The organism is Bacillus sp. FSL H8-0547 (assembly GCA_038002745.1).
In the GTDB taxonomy this organism is placed as follows: domain Bacteria; phylum Bacillota; class Bacilli; order Bacillales; family Bacillaceae; genus Bacillus_P.
The window spans coordinates 2229075-2253281 of the sequence record JBBODD010000001.1 but is presented as its reverse complement, the minus strand read 5'-3'; the positions used below and the strand labels follow the sequence as shown (position 1 = coordinate 2253281).

Genomic DNA, 24207 nt, shown 5'->3' with positions numbered 1-24207 from the left:
AAAATAGAAAGTATTTTATGAGCATAAACCTTTGCCTGACTGGCACCGATGCCAGATCATGACTCTTGCATCCATGCCTTTTTTCTTATTCAGAAGGACATTTAAAATCCCTTCTTATTTTAGCACTTTTGCCTTTTAAACGGAAACCGGGATTCCCCGGCCTCCAAATTTTTATAAAAGGGCGGGACAAACACCGCTACTCTAGCATACCGAACGCCATATATTACTAGAGAAAAGAATTTTACTAGGAGGACTGCACGTGAAAATAGCCATTGATGCCGGACACGGCTACACTACTCCCGGAAAACGGACAGTAGACGGGATGAGAGAATACGAATTCAACCGTGCTGTGGCAAATGAAATGAGAACGCTCCTTGCAGGCTACGAAAATGTCACGGTACTGTTTACACACTCAGACGCGCGTGATGTCCCGCTGCAGGAAAGAACCGACAAAGCCAATACGGAACTTTGTGATGCATTCGTTTCAATCCATGCGAATGCATTCGGAAGCGGCACCACATGGAATGACGTAAAAGGAATTGAAACATATGTACATGATTCAAGGCCGCAGCAGGCACTGGCACTTGCAAATGCCGTTCAAAAAGAGCTGATTGAAAAAACGAAGCGGACAGACCGCGGAGTCAAAGCAGCAAACTTCCATGTTCTGCGCGAAACAAAGATGACGGCTATCCTGATTGAATGCGGCTTCATGACCAATCAGGAGGAAGCTCAGGCACTGAAGTCTGCGGCATACCGGAAACTCTGCGCGGAAGCCATCACAGAAGCTCTTGCCGCCTTTTACAAGCTGAAGAAAAAAGCGCCGCCTGCTCCTCCTCCCGCACCTGGAAAGCTTTACAAAGTTCAGGTTGGGGCTTTTGCAGATAAGGCTAATGCAGATGCTCTGGCAAATGAACTTAGAAGCAAGGGATACAGCGTCATTGTGCTGGCTGAATAGCCAAACCGATAGAGACAGCCGCACAGGCTGTCTCTATTCTTTTAATTCAAGCAGGAAGCGCTCTTTTGGAAGCTTCTTTTTGGACCGGAATTTATTTAAATAAGGAGAATACGTATCAACCTGAATCTGATTTTGATCCGGCTTAAAAAAGAGCAGTCTCATAAATCCGTTGCCGCCGTGCTTTTCCGTCTGATAATTGGCAAGCATCTGAAAGACCCTCTGCTCAGGAGATAACCGGCTTTCAAGAAACCCGGTGCCGTAATAGTGTCCTGATAAAACAAGCTGGACATTTTTGTTCTTTAAAACCACTTTCTGATAGAGTTCCTCCCCGGCCGGACTGCGTTCACTTTTAAAGTTCAAGTAATCATGAAAGGCAAGGATCGCTTTGTGGCCTCGGTATTCCCTGAGTACTTTGTTCAGCCATTTAATCGCTCCGCGGTTTAATTCAAAGCCCATATAAATCATAATATAAGGCTGATTCTGGATCGTCAGCAGATCGTAGTGGCCGCGGTTATTTTCAAACGAGCCCCCGTAAAAAGGCTGCCGGATAAACCGGTGATAGCCGAAATTGTCTGTAAACACCCGGTATGGATCGTCTCCGTGAACAAGGTCATGGTTCCCCGCCAGAACACCATAGGGAATACGGGTCATATCAAGCATCTTCATGATCTGATCAGTCCGTTCCCACTGCACCTCATCGTTCGGTTCGTTCACAAGATCGCCTGTATGGAAAACATACTTAATATTGTATTGATCCCTGTTTTCAATAATCCATTGAATTTGCTTGATCATGATTTCAGGGTAGGTTTTTGCATAATACTGTGTATCCGTCAGCCAGACAACCGTCTCATCTCCCTCTTCAAACGAAAAGGCTGCATACGCCGGCCCGGCTGACAGTGCACTAAATAGGAGCATAACGGCAAAACAGATTTTTTTCATGACATTCACCCATTTATAGGGTGCCCACGAGCGTTCTCCTTATGATGACGGATTTACATTTGCCCTCATTGGTCTATACTAGAGATGGAAAAACAGGAGAAGGAGACAGATCTATGCTAAAAGATTTTAAAAAGTTTGCCATAAAAGGCAACGTCATTGACCTTGCTGTCGGGGTTATCATCGGTACAGCTTTCGGCAAAATTGTCACATCTCTTGTCAATGACATCGTAATGCCGCTGATCGGGATTCTTATTGGAGGAGTAAACTTTTCCGGACTGGATTACGCCTTCGGAAAAGCAATCGTAAAGTACGGCGCCTTCATCCAAACCATTATCGATTTCTTCATCATTGCGTTTTCTGTGTTCTTATTTGTCCGCTTATTTGAACGGTTTAAAACTAAGGACGAGCAAAAGCCTGTCCCTATCCTGACCAATGAGGAAAAACTTTTAACAGAAATTCGTGACTTGCTGAAAACACAGCAGGAAAGAGAGCACTGAAAAAGGCGGACAAATGTCCGCCCTTTCTATTTCTTCTTGTTTTCCTGAAGGGGTTCAACAACCCCTTTTTGAATCAGCAGGTGAAGCAGGGAAATTACGATTGAAGCAAGCACCGCGGTGCCAAAACCGTCAATGTTAAACGAGTCCCCCATAATCCCCTGCGCAATCATCAGTGTAATGGCATTGATGACAAACAGGAAAAGACCAAGAGTAAGAACCGTAACAGGAAGTGTAAGCAGAATCAAAAAGGGCTTCACTAAAACGTTTAAAACGGAAATGAGCAAACTTGCTATGATCGCAGCGCCCACACCGCTAATATGAAAAGATTCAAAATACCCCGATACAACAATTAATATTAATGCATTGACCAGGATACTGACTGCCCATCTAATCATGGCTATCTGACATCTCCTTCATTCGGCACAAGGAAGACCATCGCTACATAGATAAGGCCAAACGGGAAGAAAGCTGTTGTAAGCAGGAGAATCACAAATAAAATCCGCAAAAGATTCGCATCAATGCCGACGTAATCAGAAAGTCCGCCAAGCACCCCGCTAATTATTTTCTTCGATTGCGATCTGTACAATTTCTTCTTCATAATGGATTACCTCTCTTTCAGCGTAATAGAACCTGTTTTTGAATCTGCAATCAGATTCATAACCGGACCTTCCTGTGCAGCTGATTTAACACGCAGTTCTTTCTGCATGGAGTCATTCTTTTCATAGAGTACTTCAAGATCCGGCAGATCAGCAGAAACGGATCCAAGATTTGATTTCAGTTCGCCGTTAATGGCTGTCTGTACGGGAACAAGAACTTCCACGTTCCCAGTTGCAGTTTTGGCATAAAGAGTGCGGCATGTTTGCTCTTCAAGCTTCAGCACCATGTTGCCGTTAAAGCTCTGGACATCAAGTCTTTCAGATTTCCCTTCAAATTGAATCATGCCGTGGATGGTTTCTGCTTCTGTATGAGCAGCTTCAATTCCGGCAAGTCTGATCTGGCCGTTTGCCGTTTCGGCTTCAAGCTTTTCTCCCTTAAATGAATAAACGGAGATGAGGCCGTTGGCTGTTTTTGTGCGAAAATCCTTTATCTTTAAATTTTCCCCGCGTATGGGACCGCTAAACAGTTTAATTTTTACAAGCTCATATTGCTGTTCCGGTAAATAAAGAGTCATGCTGACTTTAACGGTTTTCTTTTCTGTATAAAAACGGAATGCGCCATCATCAAGGCTGCAGTTCGTATTTTGGATAAATATCTCCTTCGCCTGTTCGGCGTTTTCAGCTCTGTATACTTTGATATCACATTCTGCCCGGACGTCCTGCTGCGGCCATGACTGCAGCGTGACACTTCCGTTTAAAATCTGAATGTCCAAATCGCGGATATCCGCATTTTCGTAGTGATACACATGCTGGACACTGACCGATTGGCCAAAGTTCAAATCAAGATCCATCTCCTTCACCTTTTTAACGGCGGAATCAATATCGAGTTCTTTGACTTTTTTCACAGCTGTATCAATAAACAAGGCAAGTTTTGACGACAGGGCAGAGGACGGCGCAGCTTTTTCTTTTTCAACAAACGGCCCGCCAAAACCAGTATGATCGGCCATAGATGCCGTCTCTTTTTGGGCATATTCTGATTCAAGACCTTCAATGAGTGTTAACGCTTCGCTTGCTGAAAGCTTACCCTGCTCAACCAATTCCAAGATGCGTTTCTTCTGATCCTTCACAATTCCTTCCCCCTATTTATGTAATGGCAAAGCCTTGAGTCATCTCAAAGCTTATACGGTTTTCAATATTTTAATTCCCTGCACAATGTTGTAGACAAACACCGCAATGTTGACAACCCCAATCAAAATGAACGCAAAAATCATAATCCCAACCGCCAATGCCTCAGGAGAACCGGCAAGACCTGCAAACAGCATCATGAAAAACGGCAGGATCAATGTTAACAGCGGAACCAAATGAGAAAACAGCGACTTTTTAGCGTGCTGCTTCACATCGCGCTCATCCGCAATAAAATACACGATGATCGGAAATAAAAACGGGGCAAAAAAGATACTGAAATAACAAAGTGAGGATAAGAGTTTATTTGTGTTCAATTCATGTCAGCTCCTTATAACAAGTATACGACTGAGTGAAAGATAAGTTTCATTCTTTTTTGGGCTGGAGGCGGAAAAGTACAAACTGCTGGCCATCTCAGGGGTGAGTTGAGTGTGTTTTGATTAGGAAGATGGTCCCTTTCTCGGAGATAAGTGCCGTCAAATTGGAAAATCTGTGGTTTGATGGTTCCTATCTCGGAGATGAGTGCCACCAAATCCGAAAATCTTTGGATTGATGGTTCCTATCCCGGAGATGTGTGCCACCAAAACGGAAAATCTTTGGATTGATGGTTGCTATCCCGGAGATGAGAGCCACCAAACCGGATAATCTGTGGTTTGATGGTTCCTATCTCGGAGATAAGTGCCACCAAACCGGATAATCTGTGGCTTGATGGTTCCTATCCTAGAGATAAGTGCCACCAAATCCGAAAATCTTTGGATTGATGGTTCCTATCCCGGAGATAAGTGCCACCAAACCGGATAATCTGTGGCTTGATGGTTCCTATCCTAGAGATAAGTGCCACCAAATCCGAAAATCTTTGGATTGATGGTTCCTATCCCAGAGATAAGTGCTACCAAACCGGAAAATCTTTGGATTGATGGTTCCTATCCCGGAGATGTGTGCCACCAAACCGGAAAATCTTTGGATTGATGGTTCCTATCCCGGAGATAAGTGCCACCAAACTGGAAAATCTTTGGATTGATGGTTCCTATCCTGGAGATAAGTGCCACCAAACCGGAAAAGCTTTGGCTTGATGGTTCCTATCCTGGAGATAAGTGCCACAAAAAAAGAATATCCGAGGATTGATGGTCCCATCGTATAGTGTTTTGTATCATCAAGCCCGGTGCAAATAGAAATATCCCCTAATATAAAAAAAAGCCCCCGCCTTATAAGGCATGGGGGCTGCAGTTATGCTTTCGCAACGGCTTCTTTTTCTTTTAATGCTTTTTTCATCCGTTCGCGGTCGCGTTCGAGAATCGGTTTTAAATATTTGCCCGTATAAGAGCCTTTTACTTTTACTACTTCTTCCGGTGTGCCTGAAGCAACGATCTGGCCTCCGTGATCTCCGCCTTCAGGGCCAAGGTCGATGAGATAATCTGCTGCTTTGATGACATCCAGGTTATGTTCAATGACCAGCACCGTATCGCCATTTTCAACGAGACGCTGCAGGACTTTGAGAAGACGTGAGATGTCATCTACATGAAGGCCTGTTGTCGGCTCATCCAAAATGTAAAGAGAGCGTCCAGTTGAACGGCGGTGAAGCTCAGAAGCAAGCTTCACGCGCTGCGCTTCTCCTCCGGACAGGGTGGTTGCCGGCTGGCCGAGTGTGATATAGCCAAGTCCCACATCGTAAATGGTTTGAAGCTTTCGCTTGATTTTCGGGATATTTTCGAAGAAGGATACAGCATCCTCAACCGTCATTTCAAGAATATCCGCGATATTTTTGTCTTTGTACTTCACTTCAAGTGTTTCGCGGTTATAACGTTTCCCATGGCAGACTTCGCATGGCACATAGACATCAGGAAGGAAATGCATCTCGATCTTGATAATTCCGTCACCGCGGCACGCTTCGCAGCGTCCGCCTTTTACGTTGAAGCTGAAACGCCCTTTCTTGTAGCCGCGCACTTTTGCTTCATTTGTTGTCGCAAACACATCGCGGATGTCGTCAAACACTCCCGTATAAGTGGCAGGGTTTGACCTCGGCGTGCGGCCGATCGGAGACTGGTCAATGTCGATGACCTTATCCAGCTCTTCTATTCCTTTGATTTCCTTATGCTCACCGGGCTTCGTTTTGGCGCCGTTCAACTTTTGGGCAAGGGACTTGTGGAGAATTTCATTCACAAGTGTACTTTTTCCAGAACCGGAAACACCTGTTACGGCCACAAAAGTTCCAAGTGGGAATTTAGTTGTGACATTCTTCAGATTGTTTTCGCTCGCGCCCTTGATTTCGATATATCTTCCGTCAGGTTTGCGGCGCTCAACAGGCAGAGGAATGAATTTTTTACCCGACAGATATTGTCCCGTCAATGAATTCTTGTCATTCATGACGTACTCCGGCGTGCCTTCGGAAATGATCTGCCCGCCGTGGACACCTGCGCCAGGTCCTATATCAATCAAGTAATCCGCTGCAATCATTGTATCTTCATCATGCTCGACGACTATGAGCGTATTTCCGATATCCCTCATGCTTTGAAGTGTCTGAATCAGCCTGTCATTATCCCGTTGATGAAGGCCGATCGACGGCTCATCCAGAATGTACAGAACACCTGTAAGTCTGGAGCCAATTTGCGTGGCAAGCCTGATCCGCTGGGCTTCGCCGCCGGAAAGAGTACCGGCAGCACGGCTGAGCGATAGATAGTCCAGTCCTACATTGTTCAGGAATCCAAGCCTCTCCTCAAGTTCCCTGAGGATCAGTCTTGCAATCTGCATTTCTTTCTCCGTTAAATTCAGGCTTTCAAAGAAAGCGATGGCTTCATGAACCGAAAGAGCTGTGACCTTTCCGATATGATTTCCGTCAACAAGTACTGCAAGACTTTCTTTTTTAAGTCTGTGACCTTTACATTTAGGGCATGCCTGCTGAGCCATGTATTTCTCCATTTGCTCGCGGATGTAATCAGAGCTTGTCTCTTTGTAGCGGCGTTCTACATTCCGGATTACCCCTTCAAACTGAATGTAGTTTTCACGCACCTGTCCAAAGTCATTTTCATAGCGGAAGTAGATTTCATCACTGCCGCTGCCGTAAAGAACTTTATCTAAAAGGTGTGCCGGTATATCCCTGACAGGAATATCCATCGGAACACCGTAGTGATTGCACACTGCTTCAAGCAGCTGCGGGTAGTACTGCGAACTTGTCGGCTCCCACGGTGCGAGCGCATGCTGTTTTAAAGACAGGTCTTTATTAGGCATAACAAGATCAACGTCCACCTCAAGCTTTGTGCCAAGTCCGTCGCATTCATTGCAGGCGCCAAACGGGCTGTTGAATGAAAACATTCTCGGCTCAAGCTCGCCGATTGAAAAACCGCAGATCGGACAGGCGTGATGTTCGCTGAACAAAAGCTCTTCTTCACCGATGACATCAATAACAACTCTGCCTTCCCCGAGGCCGAGGGCAGCTTCAAGAGAATCTGCTAAACGGGCAGAAATTCCCTCTTTTATCACAATCCGGTCAATTACAACTTCAATCGTGTGCTTTTTGTTTTTCTCAAGACTGATCTCATCGCCGACTTCCATCATTTCCCCGTCGACCCGGACACGCACGTAGCCCTGCTTTTTAATGTCTTCAAACACCTTCGCATGTGTTCCTTTTCTTCCAGAAACAATAGGTGCAAGCACCTGTAGCTTTGTCCGCTCAGGATATTCAAGAATCCGATCCACCATCTGCTCGATCGTTTGGGACGAGATTTCAATATCGTGGTTTGGGCACGTCGGTCTTCCAATGCGTGCAAACAGAAGTCTCAGATAATCATAAATTTCTGTGACAGTCCCTACTGTGGAACGGGGATTCCGGCTTGTTGTTTTCTGGTCGATTGAAATGGCAGGTGACAGACCTTCAATCGAATCAACGTCCGGTTTATCCATTTGCCCGAGAAACTGGCGGGCATAGGCAGAGAGAGACTCAACATATCTCCGCTGCCCTTCTGCATAAATCGTATCAAATGCAAGCGACGATTTTCCGGAGCCCGATAAGCCTGTCAGAACAACAAGCTTATCACGCGGAATCGTCACATCTATGTTTTTTAAATTGTGAGCGCGCGCACCTTTCACACTAATTTTATCGAGTGCCATCTAGTTTCATCCTTCCGCTTTAAGCTCTAGTATCAGATCACGAAGCTCGGCAGCACGCTCGAAGTTGAGCCCCTTGGCCGCTTCTTTCATCTCTGATTCCATTTGCTGTATGACTTTTTCGCGCTCTTTTTTAGACAGCTTGCCGAGTTTTGGAAGAGCTGATTCCAGTTCTTCCGCATCTTCCGGGGCAATAACAGCGCGAATCGTCTCGGCAATTTTTTTCTGGATTGTCTTCGGTTCAATGCCGTGTTTTTCATTGAATGCCTTCTGTGTTTCACGCCTGCGTTTTGTTTCATTTATGGCAATTTCCATTGATTTCGTCATTTTATCGGCATACATAATAACGTGTCCGTTTGAGTTCCGGGCAGCGCGCCCAATCGTCTGAATCAGCGAGCGCTCCGATCTCAGGAAGCCTTCTTTATCCGCATCAAGGATGGCGACAAGAGACACTTCAGGGATGTCGAGTCCTTCCCTTAGAAGATTGATTCCGATAAGAACATCAAACTTCCCGAGGCGCAGCTCCCTGATAATCTCGATCCGCTCGAGCGTTTTGATTTCAGAATGCAGGTAGTTAACCTTAATGCCGATGTCTTTCAGGTAATCGGTCAGATCCTCTGACATTTTCTTAGTAAGGGTCGTGACAAGGACACGCTCGTTGCGTTCAATTCTGGCATGAATCTCTCCGATCAAATCATCAATCTGACCCTGAATCGGCCTTACGTCTATCGTCGGATCAAGAAGCCCCGTCGGACGAATGATCTGCTGCACCATTTCCGGTGTATGATCAAGCTCATAAGGTCCGGGTGTAGCAGATACAAACAGAATGTTATTGATATGCTCTTCAAACTCGCCGAACTGAAGAGGCCTGTTATCCTTGGCAGACGGCAGGCGGAAGCCGTGATCGACAAGCACCTGCTTTCTTGCCTGGTCTCCATTGAACATCCCCCTGATCTGGGGAATCGTCACATGCGACTCATCGACAACAATCATGAAATCCTTCGGGAAGAAGTCGAGAAGCGTGTAAGGCGTTGAGCCGGCAGGGCGGAGCGTCAGATGCCTTGAGTAGTTTTCAATGCCTGAGCAAAAGCCCATTTCCCGCATCATTTCAAGGTCGTATCTCGTACGCTGCTCAAGGCGCTGCGCTTCAAGCAGCTTTCCGTTTTCGTGAAGCTCTTTCAGCCGCTCTTCAAGCTCTTTTTCAATATTTCCGATCGCGACTCTCATTTTTTCTTCGCGGGTAACGAAGTGGGATGCCGGGAAGATCGAGACATGCTCGCGGTCGCCGCGGATTTCACCGGTCAGCGCATCCACCTCGCGGATGCGGTCAATCTCATCCCCGAAGAATTCAACCCGGATGCACTGTTCGTCTCTTGAAGCAGGGAAAATCTCCACAACATCCCCGCGCACCCTGAACGTTCCGCGCTTAAAATCAATGTCATTGCGCTCATACTGTACATCCACAAGCTTCCGGAGAAGCTGATTGCGTTCAATATCCATGCCCGTGCGCAAAGAAACGACCAGGTCGCGGTATTCTTCTGGAGAACCGAGGCCGTATATGCAGGATACACTGGCAATAATAATGACATCTTTCCGTTCAAATAACGAGGCGGTAGCGGAGTGCCTCAGTTTATCAATTTCATCATTGATGCTTGCGTCCTTTTCAATGAATGTGTCCGTCTGCGGGACATAGGCCTCCGGCTGGTAATAGTCATAGTAGCTGACAAAGTATTCGACTGCATTGTTCGGAAAGAACTCTTTAAACTCGCTGTACAACTGTCCGGCAAGTGTTTTATTGTGGGCGATAATCAGCGTCGGCTTGTTCACTTCCTGAATGACGTTTGAAACGGTAAACGTCTTCCCGGTGCCTGTTGCCCCAAGAAGAGTCTGATGCTTCTTCCCGTCTTTTATGCCCTGGACAAGCTGTTTGATCGCCGCTGGCTGATCGCCTTCCGGCTTATAATTTGATACTAACTCAAAACGATCGCTCAACAGGAGGACCTCCATTCGTATGTAATCAGTATTCATATTTTACCATAATCGCAGAGAAAAACACTAAAAATACGAACGATAGTTCGTATTTTTCTTTCGACATTTTGGTTTGATTTTATCATTATCGCCTGAAAAAGCTATTTAAATGCTTGTGTTTCTTATTTCAATACCTTTTTAGGACGGACGGTAAACCGGAAGGCTGTTTTAGACAAAACAAAAAACCTGCTCCCACCGGGAACAGGTTCTAATTGGTTTTTTCATTTCTCGTCCTTTTGGCCATTTTAGCTGCGTACATAAATCCTGCAATTACCGACACCGCATCAAGAGCGATGAGAATCCAGGAATCCATGTAGCCTTTTGTGTAGGCTGCAGCAAGCAGGGCGATTGTCAGCACCGCTGCCACGTAGTGATTATACGTCACACGGGCAAACAGTGTGAGAATGACAAACGGCAGGACGAGAGCCAGAGCTGCTTTCAGTAACATGCGATCAGCCCCCGCTTATTTATCTGTAGCCGAATAGCTTTGATAGTCATTTTCCTGCAGAAGATCGATCAGCTGAATGTCTTTATGGTTTTCACTGAAATGCCTGAAGGTAAATTCGTTTTCAAACAGAACGGCATACTGGTCGTTGCGGTCGCGGACAAGAAGGCTTCTTGAATCGAAGAAGCGCTTTTCGAACTTGTCGTTGCCGATCCATCTTGGAATGCGGTCACCCATCGGCACGAATTCGATTTCGACGTTATATTCCGCTCTCATGCGGTATTCGAACACTTCATATTGAAGCTGTCCGACTGCACCGAGAATAATGTCGTCGGTAGAATCCTGGCGGAAGTACTGAATGGCGCCTTCCTGAACAAGCTGTTCAATTCCTTTGCGGAACTGCTTTGCTTTCATGACGTTTTTCACGCGCACTTTTTTGAACATTTCAGGCGGGAACTGCGGAAGCTCATCATACTGATAGCCTTCCTTACCGGCTGTCAGCGTATCCCCGATCTGATAGACGTTCGGGTCATAGATACCAATGATATCGCCCGCGAACGCTTCATCAACAGTTTCTCTGTCTTTGGCCATAAATACCTGGGTCTGATTCAACTTCAGCGTTTTGTTCGTTCTGCTTAGCTGAACACTCATTCCGCGCTCAAAGCGGCCGGAACACACGCGAAGGAAGGCGATTCTGTCGCGGTGAGCCGGGTTCATGTTGGCCTGGATTTTAAAGATGTAGCCTGAAAATTCTTCAGTTTCAGGAGAAATAAAGCCCTGATTTGTTCTTCTCGGCTGCGGCGGAACCGCATACTGAAGAAACACGTCAAAGAACGATTTAACGCCGAAGTTTGCAAGTGCGCTTCCGAAGAATACAGGCGTCAGTTCTCCGCGCTTCACACGGTCAGTGTCGAACTGGTTTCCTGCTTCTTCAAGCAGCTCAAGCTCATCAAGCGTTTCAAGGTATGTCGGATGGCTGCCGATTTCGCTGCCTTCCACTTCATCTGCAGGAATGATTTCCTCCTGCTCGTTTCCTTTAAACTGAACGACTGTGTGCTGCTCGCGGTCAATAATTCCAAGGAACCGCTTGCCCATTCCAACCGGCCAGTTCATTGGATAGGATTCGATGCCGAGCACTTCTTCAATTTCAGACAGAAGCTCAAGCGGATCTTTTCCTTCACGGTCAAGTTTGTTGATAAAGGTGAAAATAGGAATGCCTCTCATGCGGCAGACTTTAAACAGCTTGATCGTCTGAGGCTCAACCCCTTTAGTGGAGTCAATAATCATCACGACGCTGTCAACTGCCGTCAGTGTGCGGTAGGTGTCCTCACTGAAATCTTCGTGTCCAGGAGTATCAAGGATATTAACGTGGAAGTCATGGTAAGGAAAACTCATTACACTTGATGTAACGGAAATGCCGCGTTTTTTCTCAATTTCCATCCAGTCGGAAGCGGCAAATTTGCCGGTCTTCTTCCCTTTTACTGTTCCTGCTTCGCGAATCACTTTCCCGAAGTACAGGAGTTTTTCTGTTAACGTTGTTTTACCGGCATCCGGATGGGAGATGATGGCAAACGTCCGTCTCTTTGAAATTTCGTTATCTATGCTCATATATGATTACCCTCACAAAGTTTACTTCGTTTGAAATATATCACATTTAGAGCAATAGAACAATTTCAGCCCGTACTTTCTTTTACACAGGAGCTGTGAAGAAAAGAACATTGACCGCAGCCATAATGACAGCGCCTACAAGAATGAAGACCGTATCTTTCTTTTTCATAAATCTCTTCCCCTTTCCTTTATTTCAGCCATATTTGTGATTAGTTTACCAGAGAAGTATGAACAAAGTATGAACAGCGCTCTCTACTTCTCTGGAAATTTGAGGATGAAAGTCGTTCCCTGGTTCTTTTCGCTGCTGATCTGAATTTCTCCGTTATGCATGAGGACAAGCTGCTTTACAATGGAGAGGCCAAGGCCGAACTCACCAAATTGATGGCCTGTGCGTGACATATCCGCTTTGTAGAACCGCTGCCAGATGGATTCCACTTCCTCAGGATCCATGCCGATTCCTGTGTCCTCGATCACAATAATGGTTTCCTTATACCCCTTTTTCCCTATAAGGCAAACGGTCCCGCTCTCTGTAAACTGAATACTGTTTTTCGTAATGTTGATCAGAATCTGAATGAGCCGGTCATAATCGGCATAGATCTCTGTATCTTCATCTGCAGCAATATCCAGCCGGACGTTTTTATCTTCTGCCTGCAGCTCCAAATGTTCTTTTATGATTTCAAAAACCTCAATCAGCTTAATCTTTTCTTTAAAAAGCTTCACCTGGTTTGAGCGGATTTTTTCATAATCCAGATTTTCATTGACGAGCCTTATCAGCCGTTTCGTCTCCTGACTCACAAGCTGCAGTCCCCGCTCTTTTTCCTCTTCCTGAATCATGTTGTTTTTCAAACCTTCAATCACACCGCTGATTGTCGTGAGCGGCGTCCTCAGCTCATGTGAGACATCCGCCATAAATTTTCTCCGGCGGTTCTCTAAACTCTCGATTTCTTCATTTGATTTTTTCAGCTGGCCGGCCATAATGTTGAAATCATTGGCCAGTTCGCCAATCTCGTCGATTGTAGAAGTTGGCACGGAGATGTCATATTTCCCCTCAGCGATCATAGACGATGCGTTTCGGATCCGCTGAATTCTCTTTACGTGGAGACTTGATAGAATCCAGCTGAGCAGCAAGGAAACAGAGAGCGAAATTAGGATTGTGTAGAGCAGGTACCTGTTGATCTCACTAATTGTCGCGCGGGATCCTTTAATTGGAGACACAAGCAGAATCCCTCCCGAGAGCGAGCCGTTCTCTATATACGGAAGGGCAACGAGCGATACCTCCTGGTCAAACCGTTTGATTTCATGTTTGACGACAATCCGTTCACCGGATTTCAGATTTTCCCATTCCTCGTCTGTCGGCTGAAATCTTGGCGCATTTCCGGAGTATGGATAAAAAATCATTCCTTTATCATCGAAAAGGCTGAACCGGATGCCGCGTGCACTCAATACATGTTCATATTCTCTAAGCGCCCTCTCGCCCCTGTTGTTTTTTACGTCTGCAAGAATTCTGTTCCCGAACTGCTCAAGCTCCTCCACCTTATTTTCATAAACAAAGGACTCCGCATATTGTGCAACAACCAGGCTTAATATCATAAATGCGATGATCAGAATGCTGATGTGGCTTAGGAACAGCTGGTAGAGATATTTAATTCTCATTCGGACCCGACCGCTTCATCAAACTTATAGCCGACTCCCCAGACCGTATGGAAAAAAGGACGCGCCTTCGTGCCGAGCTTTGCGCGGAGCCGCTTAATATGGACATCAACAGTCCGTTCATCTCCGTAGAACTGGTAGCCCCATACCCGTTCAAGCAGCTGCTCGCGCGTGAAAACCTGGCGCGGATGCTCTGCAAAATAGCAGAGAAGTTCAAATTCTTTTGGGGTAAGGTTTTCAATTTTTCCGTTATCAAGAAGAACCTCTCGTGTCTGCTTATTAATGTTAAAGTAAGCTGTTTCTAAGCAATCTGTATCTTCTTTAGGCGTCCTCGCGGCTGCGTGTCTCCTTGATACAGCTTTAATCCGTGCCATCAGTGCAAGCGGACTGAACGGCTTCGTTACATAATCGTCTGCCCCCATTTCAAGGCCGAGAACCTGATCTGATTCACTGTCTTTCGCCGTCAGCATAATAATTGGAACTGTTCCCCCTTCCTCCCTGATCTTTCGGCAGAGAGAAACCCCGTCCATCCCCGGCAGCATCCAGTCGATGATCAGCACGTCCCAGTCTTCCTGCTTATACGCTTTGTAGCCTTCAAGGCCATCTTTTATAAAAGCACCCTTAATGCCTTCTTTTGAAAAAAACATCTCAAGCATCTCGCTGACGCTCTGATTATCTTCTATTACTAGAACCTTCATCTTTTCACCTTCCACTTGAATCACTTTCTATTCAACATAATGTGAATTTTGTCATTTCGCAAGTATTTTATAGATTGTCGCCATTTTCAGTATGGAAACGCACGGAGGCACTTCATTTGAAAACAAATCGCCATTCTCCTATAATGGTCAAAGTTCTTGTCTACAAAACTCAGAGGAGTGTTCTACATATGAAAGCATTATTGCTTCAAGGAAAAGGCGAATGGAAAGACATGCAGGTCGGTGAAAGTGAAAAGCCGTCGCCCGGCAGAGGCGAAATTCTCATTAAAGTGAAAGCAGTCGGACTGAATCCGGTTGATTATAAAACAGCAGCAGGCGGCAATCCGCTTTGGAGCTATCCTCATATTCTCGGCCTTGATGCAGCCGGCATCGTGGAGGAAACTGGCGAAGGCGTTGAGCATCTAAAAATCGGAGACCGCGTCGTTTACCACGGCAACCTGACGAAAAAGGGCGGATTTGCAGAATATGCTGTGACAACTGCCCACACAGTATCCATCATTCCGGAATCCGTCTCGTTTGAAGATGCAGCAGCTCTTCCGACTGCAGGCTACACAGCCTATCAGGCTCTTTACAGAAAACTCCGCATCACAGAAGGCGAATCCATTCTGATCCATGGAGGAGCAGGAGGGGTAGGAGGATTTGCCGTCCAGATGGCGAAACGTTCAGGTCTGACTGTCTATACAACGGCATCTGCCTCCAATCATGAGTTCGTGAAATCTCTTGGAGCTGACTATGCGATTGACTACAACAAAACAGACGTTACAGCTGAAATCATGAATCTGACCGGCGGAAACGGGGTCGATGCTGTCCTTGATACAGTAAGCCGAGTGAACGCAACGGAGTCCCTTGACTGCCTCGCCTTCAACGGCCGGATTGCCTACATCGCAGGCGCACCTGATTTTACAAAAGTTAAACCATTTACCAAAGCTATTTCGTATCATGAAATCGCTCTTGGCGCTGTTCACCAGTCCGACAACCTTGAGCAGCAAAAAGATTTGGCGGCAATGGGTGATGACATGTTGCTTCTGCTTGCCGAAAGACAGCTGAACTCCCTGCTTGAGCAGGTTATCCCGCTTGAAGAAGTGCCGCATGCACTTGTTCAGTTATCAGAGCGCCATGTAAAAGGAAAAATTGTTGCTAAAATTTGATAATCAGAAAGACCGGGTTTTTGAGCCCGGTCTTTCTTTTTGCTCCGGACAGGCAATATGCTCATTTCAGGTTTTGAGGATTGACCCGGGATTGCATCAGACACCATAATGGAGAGAGTGCCTTTTTGCAGCGTTATTATCAGAAAAGTTCAATAACGTATAGAAAATGTTCACAAAGATGCGACATCTTTTTGTCAAATCTATCCGTCTATTACTTTCCAGTTCAAATACCTGTTAAGATAGTAGATAATTAGTTAAGTTAGGTAAGAGTTTTTGCATCATAAAAAGCGCATGTGTCTGGTCAGATTCTGCAGGCAGACTATTGCTGCGCGCTTGTATTTATAGTTTTTAACACTTGAAAAGGAGAATTGTGATGAAAAGTTCAGAAGTTATCGTAGAAGATTCTCTTTCTATAAAAAGCATCTTTTCCTGGAGCAATCTTAAAGCCATCGTCAAAGACGGCATCGTAAAATCAAACCTTCTCGGCATGTTCGCAGGTCTTTCTGTGGCACTGTCCGTATATAACGTAAATTTTGTAGACAACATTTTAGTGGTGATTCTTGCCCTGCTTGGAACAGCAGCCGTTGTAGGCGGAGCAGGCGCAATCAATAACTACTATGACAGAGACATTGACTCTCTTATGCAGCGCACGATGGAAAGACCGACCGTTACAGGGTCCATTCATCCTAAGTTTGCGCTCTGGCTCGGAATTGCCCTATCCATCAGCGGGGCAGTATTCCTGTATCTTATTTCGCCGCTGACAGCCTTTATCGGTGTACTTGGTCTCTTTCTTTATTTAGTACCCTACACAATGTGGACGAAACGCAAAACGATCTACAACACGGAAGTGGGAAGCTTATCAGGTGCCATTGCTCCGCTGATCGGCTGGGCAGCCATCTCGCCTGACCTGTTTCATCCAGCAGCTTTCGGCCTGTTCGTTCTTATGTTTTTATGGCAGCCTCCGCATTTTTACGCGATTGCCATCAGACGCTTTGATGACTACAAAAACGCAGGCGTTCCAATGCTTCCGGTCGTGAAAGGAACACCGCGCGCCAAAGTTCAAACAATCGTTTATTTAATCGCCCTGCTTGCAGCGTCATTCCTGTTCCTGTCCTTCAGCAAAGTCGTTGCGTTCTCAATGTTCGCCCTGACTCTTGCATGGATGATCGCAGGCCTTGCAGGCTATAAGAAAATGGACGACTACAAATGGGCGACGATGATGTTCATCTTCTCGCTGAATCATCTGACGATTATTTTCACTATGCTTATTATTGTTTCTTTCCTATAAGAAAAGCCAGCCGCTCAGGCTGGCTTTTTCTATTCCGTCATAACACCCCAGCCGTCCGCGTATCCCCCAAGCGGCTTTACAATCGCATCGAGCTTTTTCTGCACGGCCGTAATTTCGTTGTGCTTCAAATGCATTTTAATGGAACCGAAGCATGTCCACTCTTCCACATCATCATCATATTCCATCATGAACTTATAACCATTATCAGCAAGCGCCTTGATCATCGCTTCCCCGTTCTTCTCATCTGGCACAGCTACATAAAAATCAACATTGTGAGGCTTTTTAAAATTCAGCCCTTCCCTGTAAAGCATGCTCAGGATCTTGCCGTCCTCATCTTTTGGAAACTTCATTCTTATTCCTCCTGCTACTCAAGTCTTTATCCATTATAAAGCATTCCCCTCCTAAAGACCGAGAAAAGTTCAGTCCGATGCCGAATCGGTTTTTCACGCCGGCTCCCATATAATGAAAGTAACTTAAGGAGGCGGTAAAAAATGAATAACCACGATTTTTATGTCATGGAAGAACTTCATAAACTCGAAAAGGAAGCACAGCTTAATAAGATGAGAACTGACGATGCCCTTCAATCCTATTCTAAGGTTCAGCGGAAAAAAGTATGCGCGGACTTTGGGCTATTTAAAATTTGCTTTTGAGGCAGCCGGATTTTTCGGCTGTTTTTATTATTAAGCAAAACAGCGGCGGCTCTATCAAGAACCGCCGCCCCTCTTTTACTTTTTATGAGAATCTGCGTAAACTGCCATGGCATCCCGCATGAAAACGGCAAGACCTTCACCGAACTGGTCGATGTTCTTAGTAAACCGCTCGTCGTCAATATACAACTGGCCAAGGCCCTTGAATGCATCAAGCGAATAGCTGCCAAATTCGTTTAACAGAGTATACCACTCACCGATTGCTTCCTGTGCCTCCTTTGAATTCGGATCCATGTGGCGCACATCTGCGAGCCTTCTGTAGAGACCGTTAAATCTATCCTGCATATCTTGAGTCATCCCTGCTGCTTTTTGATTCGCCTCATCAACCGCTTTATCCCCGTAAAGCTTGCGTGCCTCCTCCTCATACGGATTATGGCTGAAGTCAAAGCCTTCGAATTTTTCTTTTTGTGACATCTCAATTTCTCCTTTCGTATGCTGTATCGTTTTTTCAACCGTCTCAATCATCTGATCCAGCCGCTTCCGCTTCTCGAGCAGCATTCTGCGGTGAAGCTCCAGAGCTTCTCTTCTGTCAAATGTCGGACTGCTGATAATCTCATGGATTTTCTTCAAAGGGAAACCGAGCTCTTTAAAAAACAAGATCTGCTGCAGCGTTTCAAGATTTTCACTGGAATAGATCCGGTACCCGGACTCTGTTACCTCGTCAGGCACTAAGAGTCCGATCTCATCGTAATGATGCAGCGTGCGCACACTGATTCCAGTTAAATCGGTCACTTCTTTTACTTTCATGCTGTGAGCCTCCCTTCACTAGTTACTTTAAAGTATGACGCTGCGTGAGGGTCAATAGACTTTTAAAAAAAAAAAAGACTTTAGCATTTCGCTAAAGTCTTAAACCGCTTCTATTCCCCACTTCTTATCGTCCTGAACAAACAGGATGCCAAGTTCGTGGTGTTCGCCTTTATAGATGGCACCCTGAACAAAGCGGATTTCTCCGTTGTGGCCGATGACTTCCATCTTGCAGAATGCCCCGTTGATCTGCAGGGCCTGATAAAACTCATCGACTGTTTTAACAGGCGTGCCGTTCGTTTTCATAATAATCTCGCCGACCTCAAGCTGGAGCTTGACCGCGGGTGAATTGGGCAGAATGCCAAGCACCATCAGTCCCTGGTCGCGCTTTGAGAAATAGAAAGCCGCTGAGTTGTCGTTCATGCGCTGGCGGACAGTCAGGAACTCTCTGCCGGCAATCGCAAGGATCGCAGCTGCAAACGCAAGCGGAGTAATCCAAATACTCGCTGCAGCGATGGCAGTAATACCTATACCAAGCCAAATGATGCGTTTTGATGTGACCATAATGCTTTCTTTTGGAAGAGAGCCTTGGACACGCTGATGAAATCCGATGATATAAGGAATAAACAAAAGCATGAACGGCTCATTTCCGATTATGACAACAGGCCACCATGGCAGGCTTTCTGTCAGTGTACCGCCAGGAACAAGCAGAAGCAGCGGTACAAGCCATGTACGGTTGGCAACATGATTGCCGATCGGAAGACCCCTGCTGCTCTTCAACAGAAACGGGGATGTCTTCACGTGCCCTGTCTTAAATGCCAGAGATCCCTCAGCGATGAGGAAAAATCCCATAAGCAGCGCAAGAACCGCAAAGCTTGTCCCCTCAAGCGCAAGCCTTCCTGATAATATCCCAGTGTTCATTAGAATGAGCACCGCGAACATAGTAAGTCCAAGCGTATAGGCAGGAGAAAGAAATCTGAGCTGCATCGTTAATGCCAAGAGTAAAGTTACTGCTCCAAGTACGATGACAGCACCGGACGGCATACCAAAGCCAAACGCCAGCGCTGCCGCTGAAAGGACCAAACCTGTAAGCAGCCCTTTTGAATATGTAAACCGAACTTCTTCGTAAAGATCTTGAATTCTTGTGTGAAAGGATCTTCGCTCACGCTTTACGCGGATGTATCCAAGCACAAGACTGTAAATAAGGAAAAAATAAACGAGAGGATGAATAAAAAACCTTCCCATTGCAAATAGAAATTCAAGCAGCCAGTTCTCAAGCAAATCCTGTCACCACCTTATATCCTTTCGTCTGACTCTACTGCTATTTTATCAGATAAAAATGGCATTGAGTATCCTGCGAGAGCAAAGTTTACTTTAATTTGCTCCACAAATGCAGATTCGAAAGGGAAAAATCAAGGAGGGAGTCGTCCACTTTTATTTCCAGCACTTCTTCAATCAGCTGCATTGAACGTTTTATATCCGTGAGGTTTAACGAAAGACGCCTGTAGTTTTCCGTCAAATAGTTAAAGTAGTCTTCGACGCAAGACTTGTTCACTTCCTGAAGATGCTTGACGTCGGTGTAATTAGCAAGGTACATGCAGAACAGCTGTACCCATTTGCTGACCTTTGCATGAGAGGAGTTCGCCGTTTGCAGTCTCATCTTAAATTCCTCTGTTAACTGCCTATACGTTTGTTCTCTCATCACACTTGCCCTTTTTTTCAATTGATCTCCCCATCTTTCCATAGGCTGTTTTCGCTCTTTGTTTACGTGATTTAGGAAGCATAAGTGCTCTTTTCCTTTATAACCAAAACGTTTTTGATTATCATGCAACAAAGGGGCACGAAAAGAGCCGTTCGTATTTAGTGTGTTGTAGAACAGTACTTCCATCGTAAAACGAAATATCGAACTATTCAACTAGCTAAAGATTCATTTTTATGTGCCCGAAAAGTCTGTACTAATTATAAAAATACGGAAATTCCCGCTTTTTTCCGTCGTTTTTTCATTAGAAAGTTAGTAAATCGTCCTAAATGTAGATATTATGTTATTTTTATCCAAAAAGAAGCCAGCTGCAATTTTGCAGCTGGCTCCTCTTCTCTCAATCATATTCAGTTATAGTATACGTTTCTTTCCGCTACAGGCGCTTGCTTTCCGTTAGGAACGCCGGGAGCCTCCTATCAAGTACTTTCCTTGATGGCTAACCAGAGAGAAGAAATCCTTTTCAAGCTAAAAAAGAAGTGAACCCATTCTCCTTTCTTTTTAATGGCAGGCTGTTTTTTGTGATCACTGTAGATTCCAAATCGTACCCGTTCCCTTTCGCTCCAGTCACTTGCTTTCCGCGGGGAGCGCCGGAAGCTTCCTCGCTGCGCTTGCGGGATCTTCCGTGCCCTCTTCATCCCGCAGGAGTCAAGTGCCTTCCGCTGCAGTCCACTGGTGCTTTAAGTTTAAATTTAGAAAACAAGGACAAACATGGCCTGCTTAAAAAGGAAGGTAAGAACACGGCACGAAGGTAAAAATCTCAACTGCGGTCAGCACTTAGTGGGTTTTTCACATTTAATATCTCCGTCTAAAGAACGGTTCCACTAATTCGCTGCAAGGCTATAGAAACAACCTATTATTTCGACATAACTTCAAGTGCTTTGTTGAGCTGGTTATCGTGTTTCCCGTCTGTACGCTGTTTGGAGATTTGCTCATTGATCTCATTTTCTGTTGCGATATCAATGGTTCCTGACTGTTTAAGGTTGTGTTTTTTCTGGAACGACTTTACAGCATCGGCCATTTTCTTGCCGTAATAGCCGTCTTCTCTTCCAGTGTCATACCCTAGCCCTTTCAGCAGTACTTGTGCTACCTTGATTTGTTCGTCATTCATATCAAGGGCAAGCGGCTTTTCAAGCTGAATTGGCGGAGATGTCAGATGCTTCGGCTGAGCAACTTTGACTGTCGGCGCAACTCCTTTTTTATGAATCCAGTTTCCTTCCGGAGTAAGCCATTTGTAAAGGGTCAATTTAATGTTGCTGCCGTCTCCCATCGGTACTGCCTGCTGGACGGTTCCCTTCCCGAAGGAGGTTTCGCCGATAATGTCATAGTTGCCCGCTTCTTTAAGGGCTCCAGCCAGAATTTCCGATGCAGAAGCACTTCCTTTATCAATCAGCACGGCAACAGGATAATCTTTTTTCTCGCGCAGATTAGAGAAATAACGTTTCTTTTCTCCGTTCCGCTCTTCAATTTGAATGTACGGCTGGTCCTTCGTGACAAATTGCTTTAATATCTCTTCAACACTTTGGAGGTACCCTCCCGGATTGCCGCGCACGTCGAGAACAAGGCCCTTTATGTTCTGATCTTCAAGCTTGGCCAGTTCTTCCGTAAAGTCCTCTGCTGTCTCTTCTGAAAAAGAGGTGATTTCAAGATAACCGATTTTCTTCTCGCCCTGCTGTTTAATAGAGCTAAACACTGTCTCAATCGGAATTTCATCACGCGTGACATCAAAGCTCAGTTTTTCCTTTGAGCCTGCTCGCATGACCTCAATTTTAACCGTAGTCCCTTTTTTCCCGCGGATCTTTAACACCGTATCGTTTAAATCACTGCCGACTGTTGATTCACCGTCAATTGAAACAATCTCATCATTCGGCTGGAGACCCGCCTTTTCAGCCGGTGAATTCTTAAACGGGGAAACAATGATGATTTTCCCGCCATCCATTCCAACTTCAGCGCCGATTCCTTCAAAAGAAGAATCAAGGCTGTCCGAAAATTGCTTGGCCGTTTGTTTATCCATATAAACCGAATAAGGGTCATTCAGCGTAGAAAGCATTCCCTGAATGGCACCTTCGAGCAGCTGTTCCTCATCTACTTCCTCAACATACTTGCTCGAAATCAGCTCATATGCCTGTTTTACCTTCTCAAGTCCTTCTGTTTCCTGTGCGCGCTCTTCCTTTAAAACATCCGTAACGGCAGGAACGGAAAGCTCTTTTGCGGCTGCATCCTGCTGCTTGTCATGCTCGTAAAACTGGATGCCGGTGTACATGCCCCCTGCACCCAGGACCATGGAAAGAGCCATCAGTATGGCTGTCATTTTCTGCTTCATCTTGTTCCTCCTTCGATAGGCTTGACGGTTGGTTATGTAGATACCAGTACAGCTAGTATATGTAAATTATGGATCAATCATGTAGGACAAGGCAATCTCTAAGAAAAAAAGTCAAAAAAACTCCTAAAACGCTGTGTTTTAGGAGTTTTCATTCTTATTGAAGGTACTTCATTGGGTTAACTGGGTTTTTCCATGCGCCTTCATGAATTTCAAAGTGAAGATGCGGACCTGTTGAACGTCCAGTGTTGCCCAAATACCCTAGCTGCTGCCCTTTGCTTACAGACTGTCCTGCACTTACGTGACGTGCATCTAAGTGAGCGTATACAGTTGTATACGTCTTGCCGTCGATGTTATGCGTGATAAAGACTGCATTTCCGTAGCTGCTTGAGTAGTATGAACGGATAACTGTTCCGGCTGCTGATGCAACTACAGGAACGTTCGCTGAACGGTTGGCAATGTCAATACCTGCATGCAGTTTGCCCCATCTATGGCCGTATCCTGATGTAAATGTACCTTGTGCAGGCCACATGAACTTGCCGCCTGTGACAGCTGGTGCCGGTGCCGGCTCAGCAGGTGCTGGAGCTGGAGCTTGCGACGAACTTCCGGAAGAGCTGCCTGATGATGATGACTTCTTAGGTGCTGATGCTTTGGCCGCTGCTGCTTGAGCTGCTGCTTCCTGTCTTGCTCTTTCTGCTGCCGCCGCTTCTGCTGCTTCACGGCGTTTGCGCTCAGCTTCTTGTTTTTGACGCTCAATTTCTTTAGCGATCGCTGCTTCCTGCTCTTTCAGGAAGGCTGCTTCGTCTTCAAGCTCGTAAATTGCTGCTTCAGTTGATTTATGCTGAGCTTTCACTTGCTCAATTAATTTATTCTTTTCTGCTGCCTGTTTTTTAAGCTGCTGCTTTAAGGATTCAAGCTCAATTAAAGCCGTTTCCAGATTCTGGAGTTCGCTGCTTAGTTCTGCTTCACTTTGCTCAAGAAGTTTTTTATCCTCTTCATGTGCTTTAATGATTTCTTTATCAGCATCGACGATTTGTGTTACTGCACTTACGCGTGTAACAAGATCACCGAAATCCTGAGCACCGAGCAGCACATCCAAATAGCTCACTACTCCGCCTGTTTCCTGAAGGGAACGGACGCGGTCTTTCAAAAGCTCATTGCGTTCTGCAATGCGTGCTTTTACTTCCTGAATTTGAACCTTCAGTTCCTGGATCTTTTTCTTTGCTTCTTCAATTTCAGCCTGGCGTTCACGGATTTTTTCGTTCGTCTCCGCTGTTTGCTTATCAAGCTTTTCAATGTCTGCGTTCAGCTTTTCTTCTTTGCTTTTAAGCTCAGAAAGCTCGCCCTGTTTTTCTTTTATATTTGAATCTACTCCAGAACGCTCAGTTTGGAGTTCTGATTTCTTCTTTTCTAATTCTGCGTTTGCGTAAGCTTTTTCTTGGGTAACAGGTATAATAACGGAGCTTGTCCCAACCAAAGCCGCCAGCCCAAGTGCCAGTAATTTCTTTCTCACTCTCTAGTTCCTCC

At 45.6% G+C, this 24207-nt stretch carries 22 protein-coding genes; 5 read left to right on the top strand and 17 right to left on the bottom strand.

What is annotated here, in order from left to right; translation table 11 throughout:
* Window positions 1-259 precede the first annotated feature (259 nt).
* Complete coding sequence (locus MHB63_11040; protein ID MEK3807068.1) at window positions 260-955, top strand: N-acetylmuramoyl-L-alanine amidase; 696 nt, start codon at window positions 260-262, stop codon at window positions 953-955.
* A 33-nt stretch (window positions 956-988) separates the two neighbouring features.
* On the opposite strand, the gene MHB63_11035 is transcribed toward MHB63_11040, so the two are convergent.
* Window positions 989-1894 (bottom strand): metallophosphoesterase, encoded by a 906-nt coding sequence (locus MHB63_11035; GenBank protein MEK3807067.1) that lies wholly within the window; start codon window positions 1892-1894, stop codon window positions 989-991.
* Window positions 1895-2007: 113 nt separating this feature from the next.
* Between MHB63_11035 and mscL the strand changes: the two genes are divergently transcribed.
* On the top strand, window positions 2008-2391 hold the full coding sequence (mscL, locus tag MHB63_11030) for a large conductance mechanosensitive channel protein MscL (GenBank protein MEK3807066.1): 384 nt from the start codon (window positions 2008-2010) through the stop codon (window positions 2389-2391).
* Window positions 2392-2417: 26 nt separating this feature from the next.
* Here the strand turns inward: mscL and MHB63_11025 are convergent, their stop codons facing one another.
* The 10 genes from MHB63_11025 to MHB63_10980 all read right to left on the bottom strand — a co-directional run bounded on the left by MHB63_11025 (window position 2418) and on the right by MHB63_10980 (window position 14699).
* The gene (locus tag MHB63_11025) at window positions 2418-2786 is read right to left on the bottom strand and encodes a phage holin family protein (GenBank protein ID MEK3807065.1); all 369 of its coding nucleotides are present in this window, start codon (window positions 2784-2786) and stop codon (window positions 2418-2420) included.
* A gap of 2 nt (window positions 2787-2788) precedes the next feature.
* Complete coding sequence (locus MHB63_11020; GenBank protein MEK3807064.1) at window positions 2789-2989, bottom strand: PspC domain-containing protein; 201 nt, start codon at window positions 2987-2989, stop codon at window positions 2789-2791.
* A gap of 6 nt (window positions 2990-2995) precedes the next feature.
* Window positions 2996-4114 carry a DUF4097 domain-containing protein gene (locus MHB63_11015; protein MEK3807063.1) on the bottom strand — a complete coding sequence of 373 codons (1119 nt, stop codon included), beginning with the start codon at window positions 4112-4114 and terminating at the stop codon, window positions 2996-2998.
* 51 nt (window positions 4115-4165) lie between these two features.
* Window positions 4166-4486, bottom strand: coding sequence for a DUF4870 domain-containing protein (locus MHB63_11010; GenBank protein ID MEK3807062.1), 321 nt, complete (start codon window positions 4484-4486; stop codon window positions 4166-4168).
* A gap of 910 nt (window positions 4487-5396) precedes the next feature.
* Window positions 5397-8273, bottom strand: coding sequence for an excinuclease ABC subunit UvrA (uvrA, locus tag MHB63_11005; GenBank protein MEK3807061.1), 2877 nt, complete (start codon window positions 8271-8273; stop codon window positions 5397-5399).
* Window positions 8274-8279: 6 nt separating this feature from the next.
* Window positions 8280-10262, bottom strand: a complete 1983-nt coding sequence (gene uvrB, locus MHB63_11000; GenBank protein MEK3807060.1) for an excinuclease ABC subunit UvrB — start codon at window positions 10260-10262, stop codon at window positions 8280-8282.
* 244 nt (window positions 10263-10506) lie between these two features.
* Entirely contained in the window at window positions 10507-10746 is a 240-nt protein-coding gene (locus tag MHB63_10995; protein ID MEK3807059.1) for a DUF2198 family protein, read from the bottom strand.
* A 15-nt stretch (window positions 10747-10761) separates the two neighbouring features.
* The gene (locus MHB63_10990) at window positions 10762-12351 is read right to left on the bottom strand and encodes a peptide chain release factor 3 (GenBank protein ID MEK3807058.1); all 1590 of its coding nucleotides are present in this window, start codon (window positions 12349-12351) and stop codon (window positions 10762-10764) included.
* A gap of 252 nt (window positions 12352-12603) precedes the next feature.
* Window positions 12604-14004 carry a HAMP domain-containing sensor histidine kinase gene (locus tag MHB63_10985; protein ID MEK3807057.1) on the bottom strand — a complete coding sequence of 467 codons (1401 nt, stop codon included), beginning with the start codon at window positions 14002-14004 and terminating at the stop codon, window positions 12604-12606.
* Entirely contained in the window at window positions 14001-14699 is a 699-nt protein-coding gene (locus MHB63_10980; protein MEK3807056.1) for a response regulator transcription factor, read from the bottom strand. Before MHB63_10980 ends, MHB63_10985 begins: the two co-directional genes overlap by 4 nt.
* A 188-nt stretch (window positions 14700-14887) precedes the next feature.
* On the opposite strand from MHB63_10980, the gene MHB63_10975 reads away from it, so the two are divergent.
* Both MHB63_10975 and cyoE read left to right on the top strand, forming a co-directional pair.
* Entirely contained in the window at window positions 14888-15865 is a 978-nt protein-coding gene (locus MHB63_10975; protein MEK3807055.1) for a zinc-binding dehydrogenase, read from the top strand.
* 373 nt (window positions 15866-16238) lie between these two features.
* A complete protein-coding gene (gene cyoE / locus MHB63_10970) occupies window positions 16239-17153 on the top strand; it encodes a heme o synthase (GenBank protein ID MEK3807054.1) in 915 nt (304 codons plus the stop codon).
* Window positions 17154-17182: 29 nt separating this feature from the next.
* On the opposite strand, the gene MHB63_10965 is transcribed toward cyoE, so the two are convergent.
* Window positions 17183-17503, bottom strand: a complete 321-nt coding sequence (locus tag MHB63_10965) for a ribonuclease E inhibitor RraB (GenBank protein ID MEK3807053.1) — start codon at window positions 17501-17503, stop codon at window positions 17183-17185.
* A 141-nt stretch (window positions 17504-17644) separates the two neighbouring features.
* Between MHB63_10965 and MHB63_10960 the strand changes: the two genes are divergently transcribed.
* The gene (locus MHB63_10960) at window positions 17645-17803 is read left to right on the top strand and encodes a hypothetical protein (GenBank protein ID MEK3807052.1); all 159 of its coding nucleotides are present in this window, start codon (window positions 17645-17647) and stop codon (window positions 17801-17803) included.
* A gap of 75 nt (window positions 17804-17878) precedes the next feature.
* Here the strand turns inward: MHB63_10960 and MHB63_10955 are convergent, their stop codons facing one another.
* From MHB63_10955 to MHB63_10935, 5 genes are all read right to left on the bottom strand, one after another.
* Window positions 17879-18607 (bottom strand): MerR family transcriptional regulator, encoded by a 729-nt coding sequence (locus MHB63_10955; protein MEK3807051.1) that lies wholly within the window; start codon window positions 18605-18607, stop codon window positions 17879-17881.
* A gap of 99 nt (window positions 18608-18706) precedes the next feature.
* On the bottom strand, window positions 18707-19885 hold the full coding sequence (locus tag MHB63_10950; GenBank protein ID MEK3807050.1) for a PDZ domain-containing protein: 1179 nt from the start codon (window positions 19883-19885) through the stop codon (window positions 18707-18709).
* 88 nt (window positions 19886-19973) lie between these two features.
* On the bottom strand, window positions 19974-20348 hold the full coding sequence (locus MHB63_10945) for a swarming motility protein SwrAA (protein MEK3807049.1): 375 nt from the start codon (window positions 20346-20348) through the stop codon (window positions 19974-19976).
* Window positions 20349-21216: 868 nt separating this feature from the next.
* Complete coding sequence (locus MHB63_10940) at window positions 21217-22683, bottom strand: S41 family peptidase (protein ID MEK3807048.1); 1467 nt, start codon at window positions 22681-22683, stop codon at window positions 21217-21219.
* A 154-nt stretch (window positions 22684-22837) separates the two neighbouring features.
* Window positions 22838-24193, bottom strand: coding sequence for a peptidoglycan DD-metalloendopeptidase family protein (locus tag MHB63_10935; GenBank protein MEK3807047.1), 1356 nt, complete (start codon window positions 24191-24193; stop codon window positions 22838-22840).
* Window positions 24194-24207: the final 14 nt, after the last annotated feature.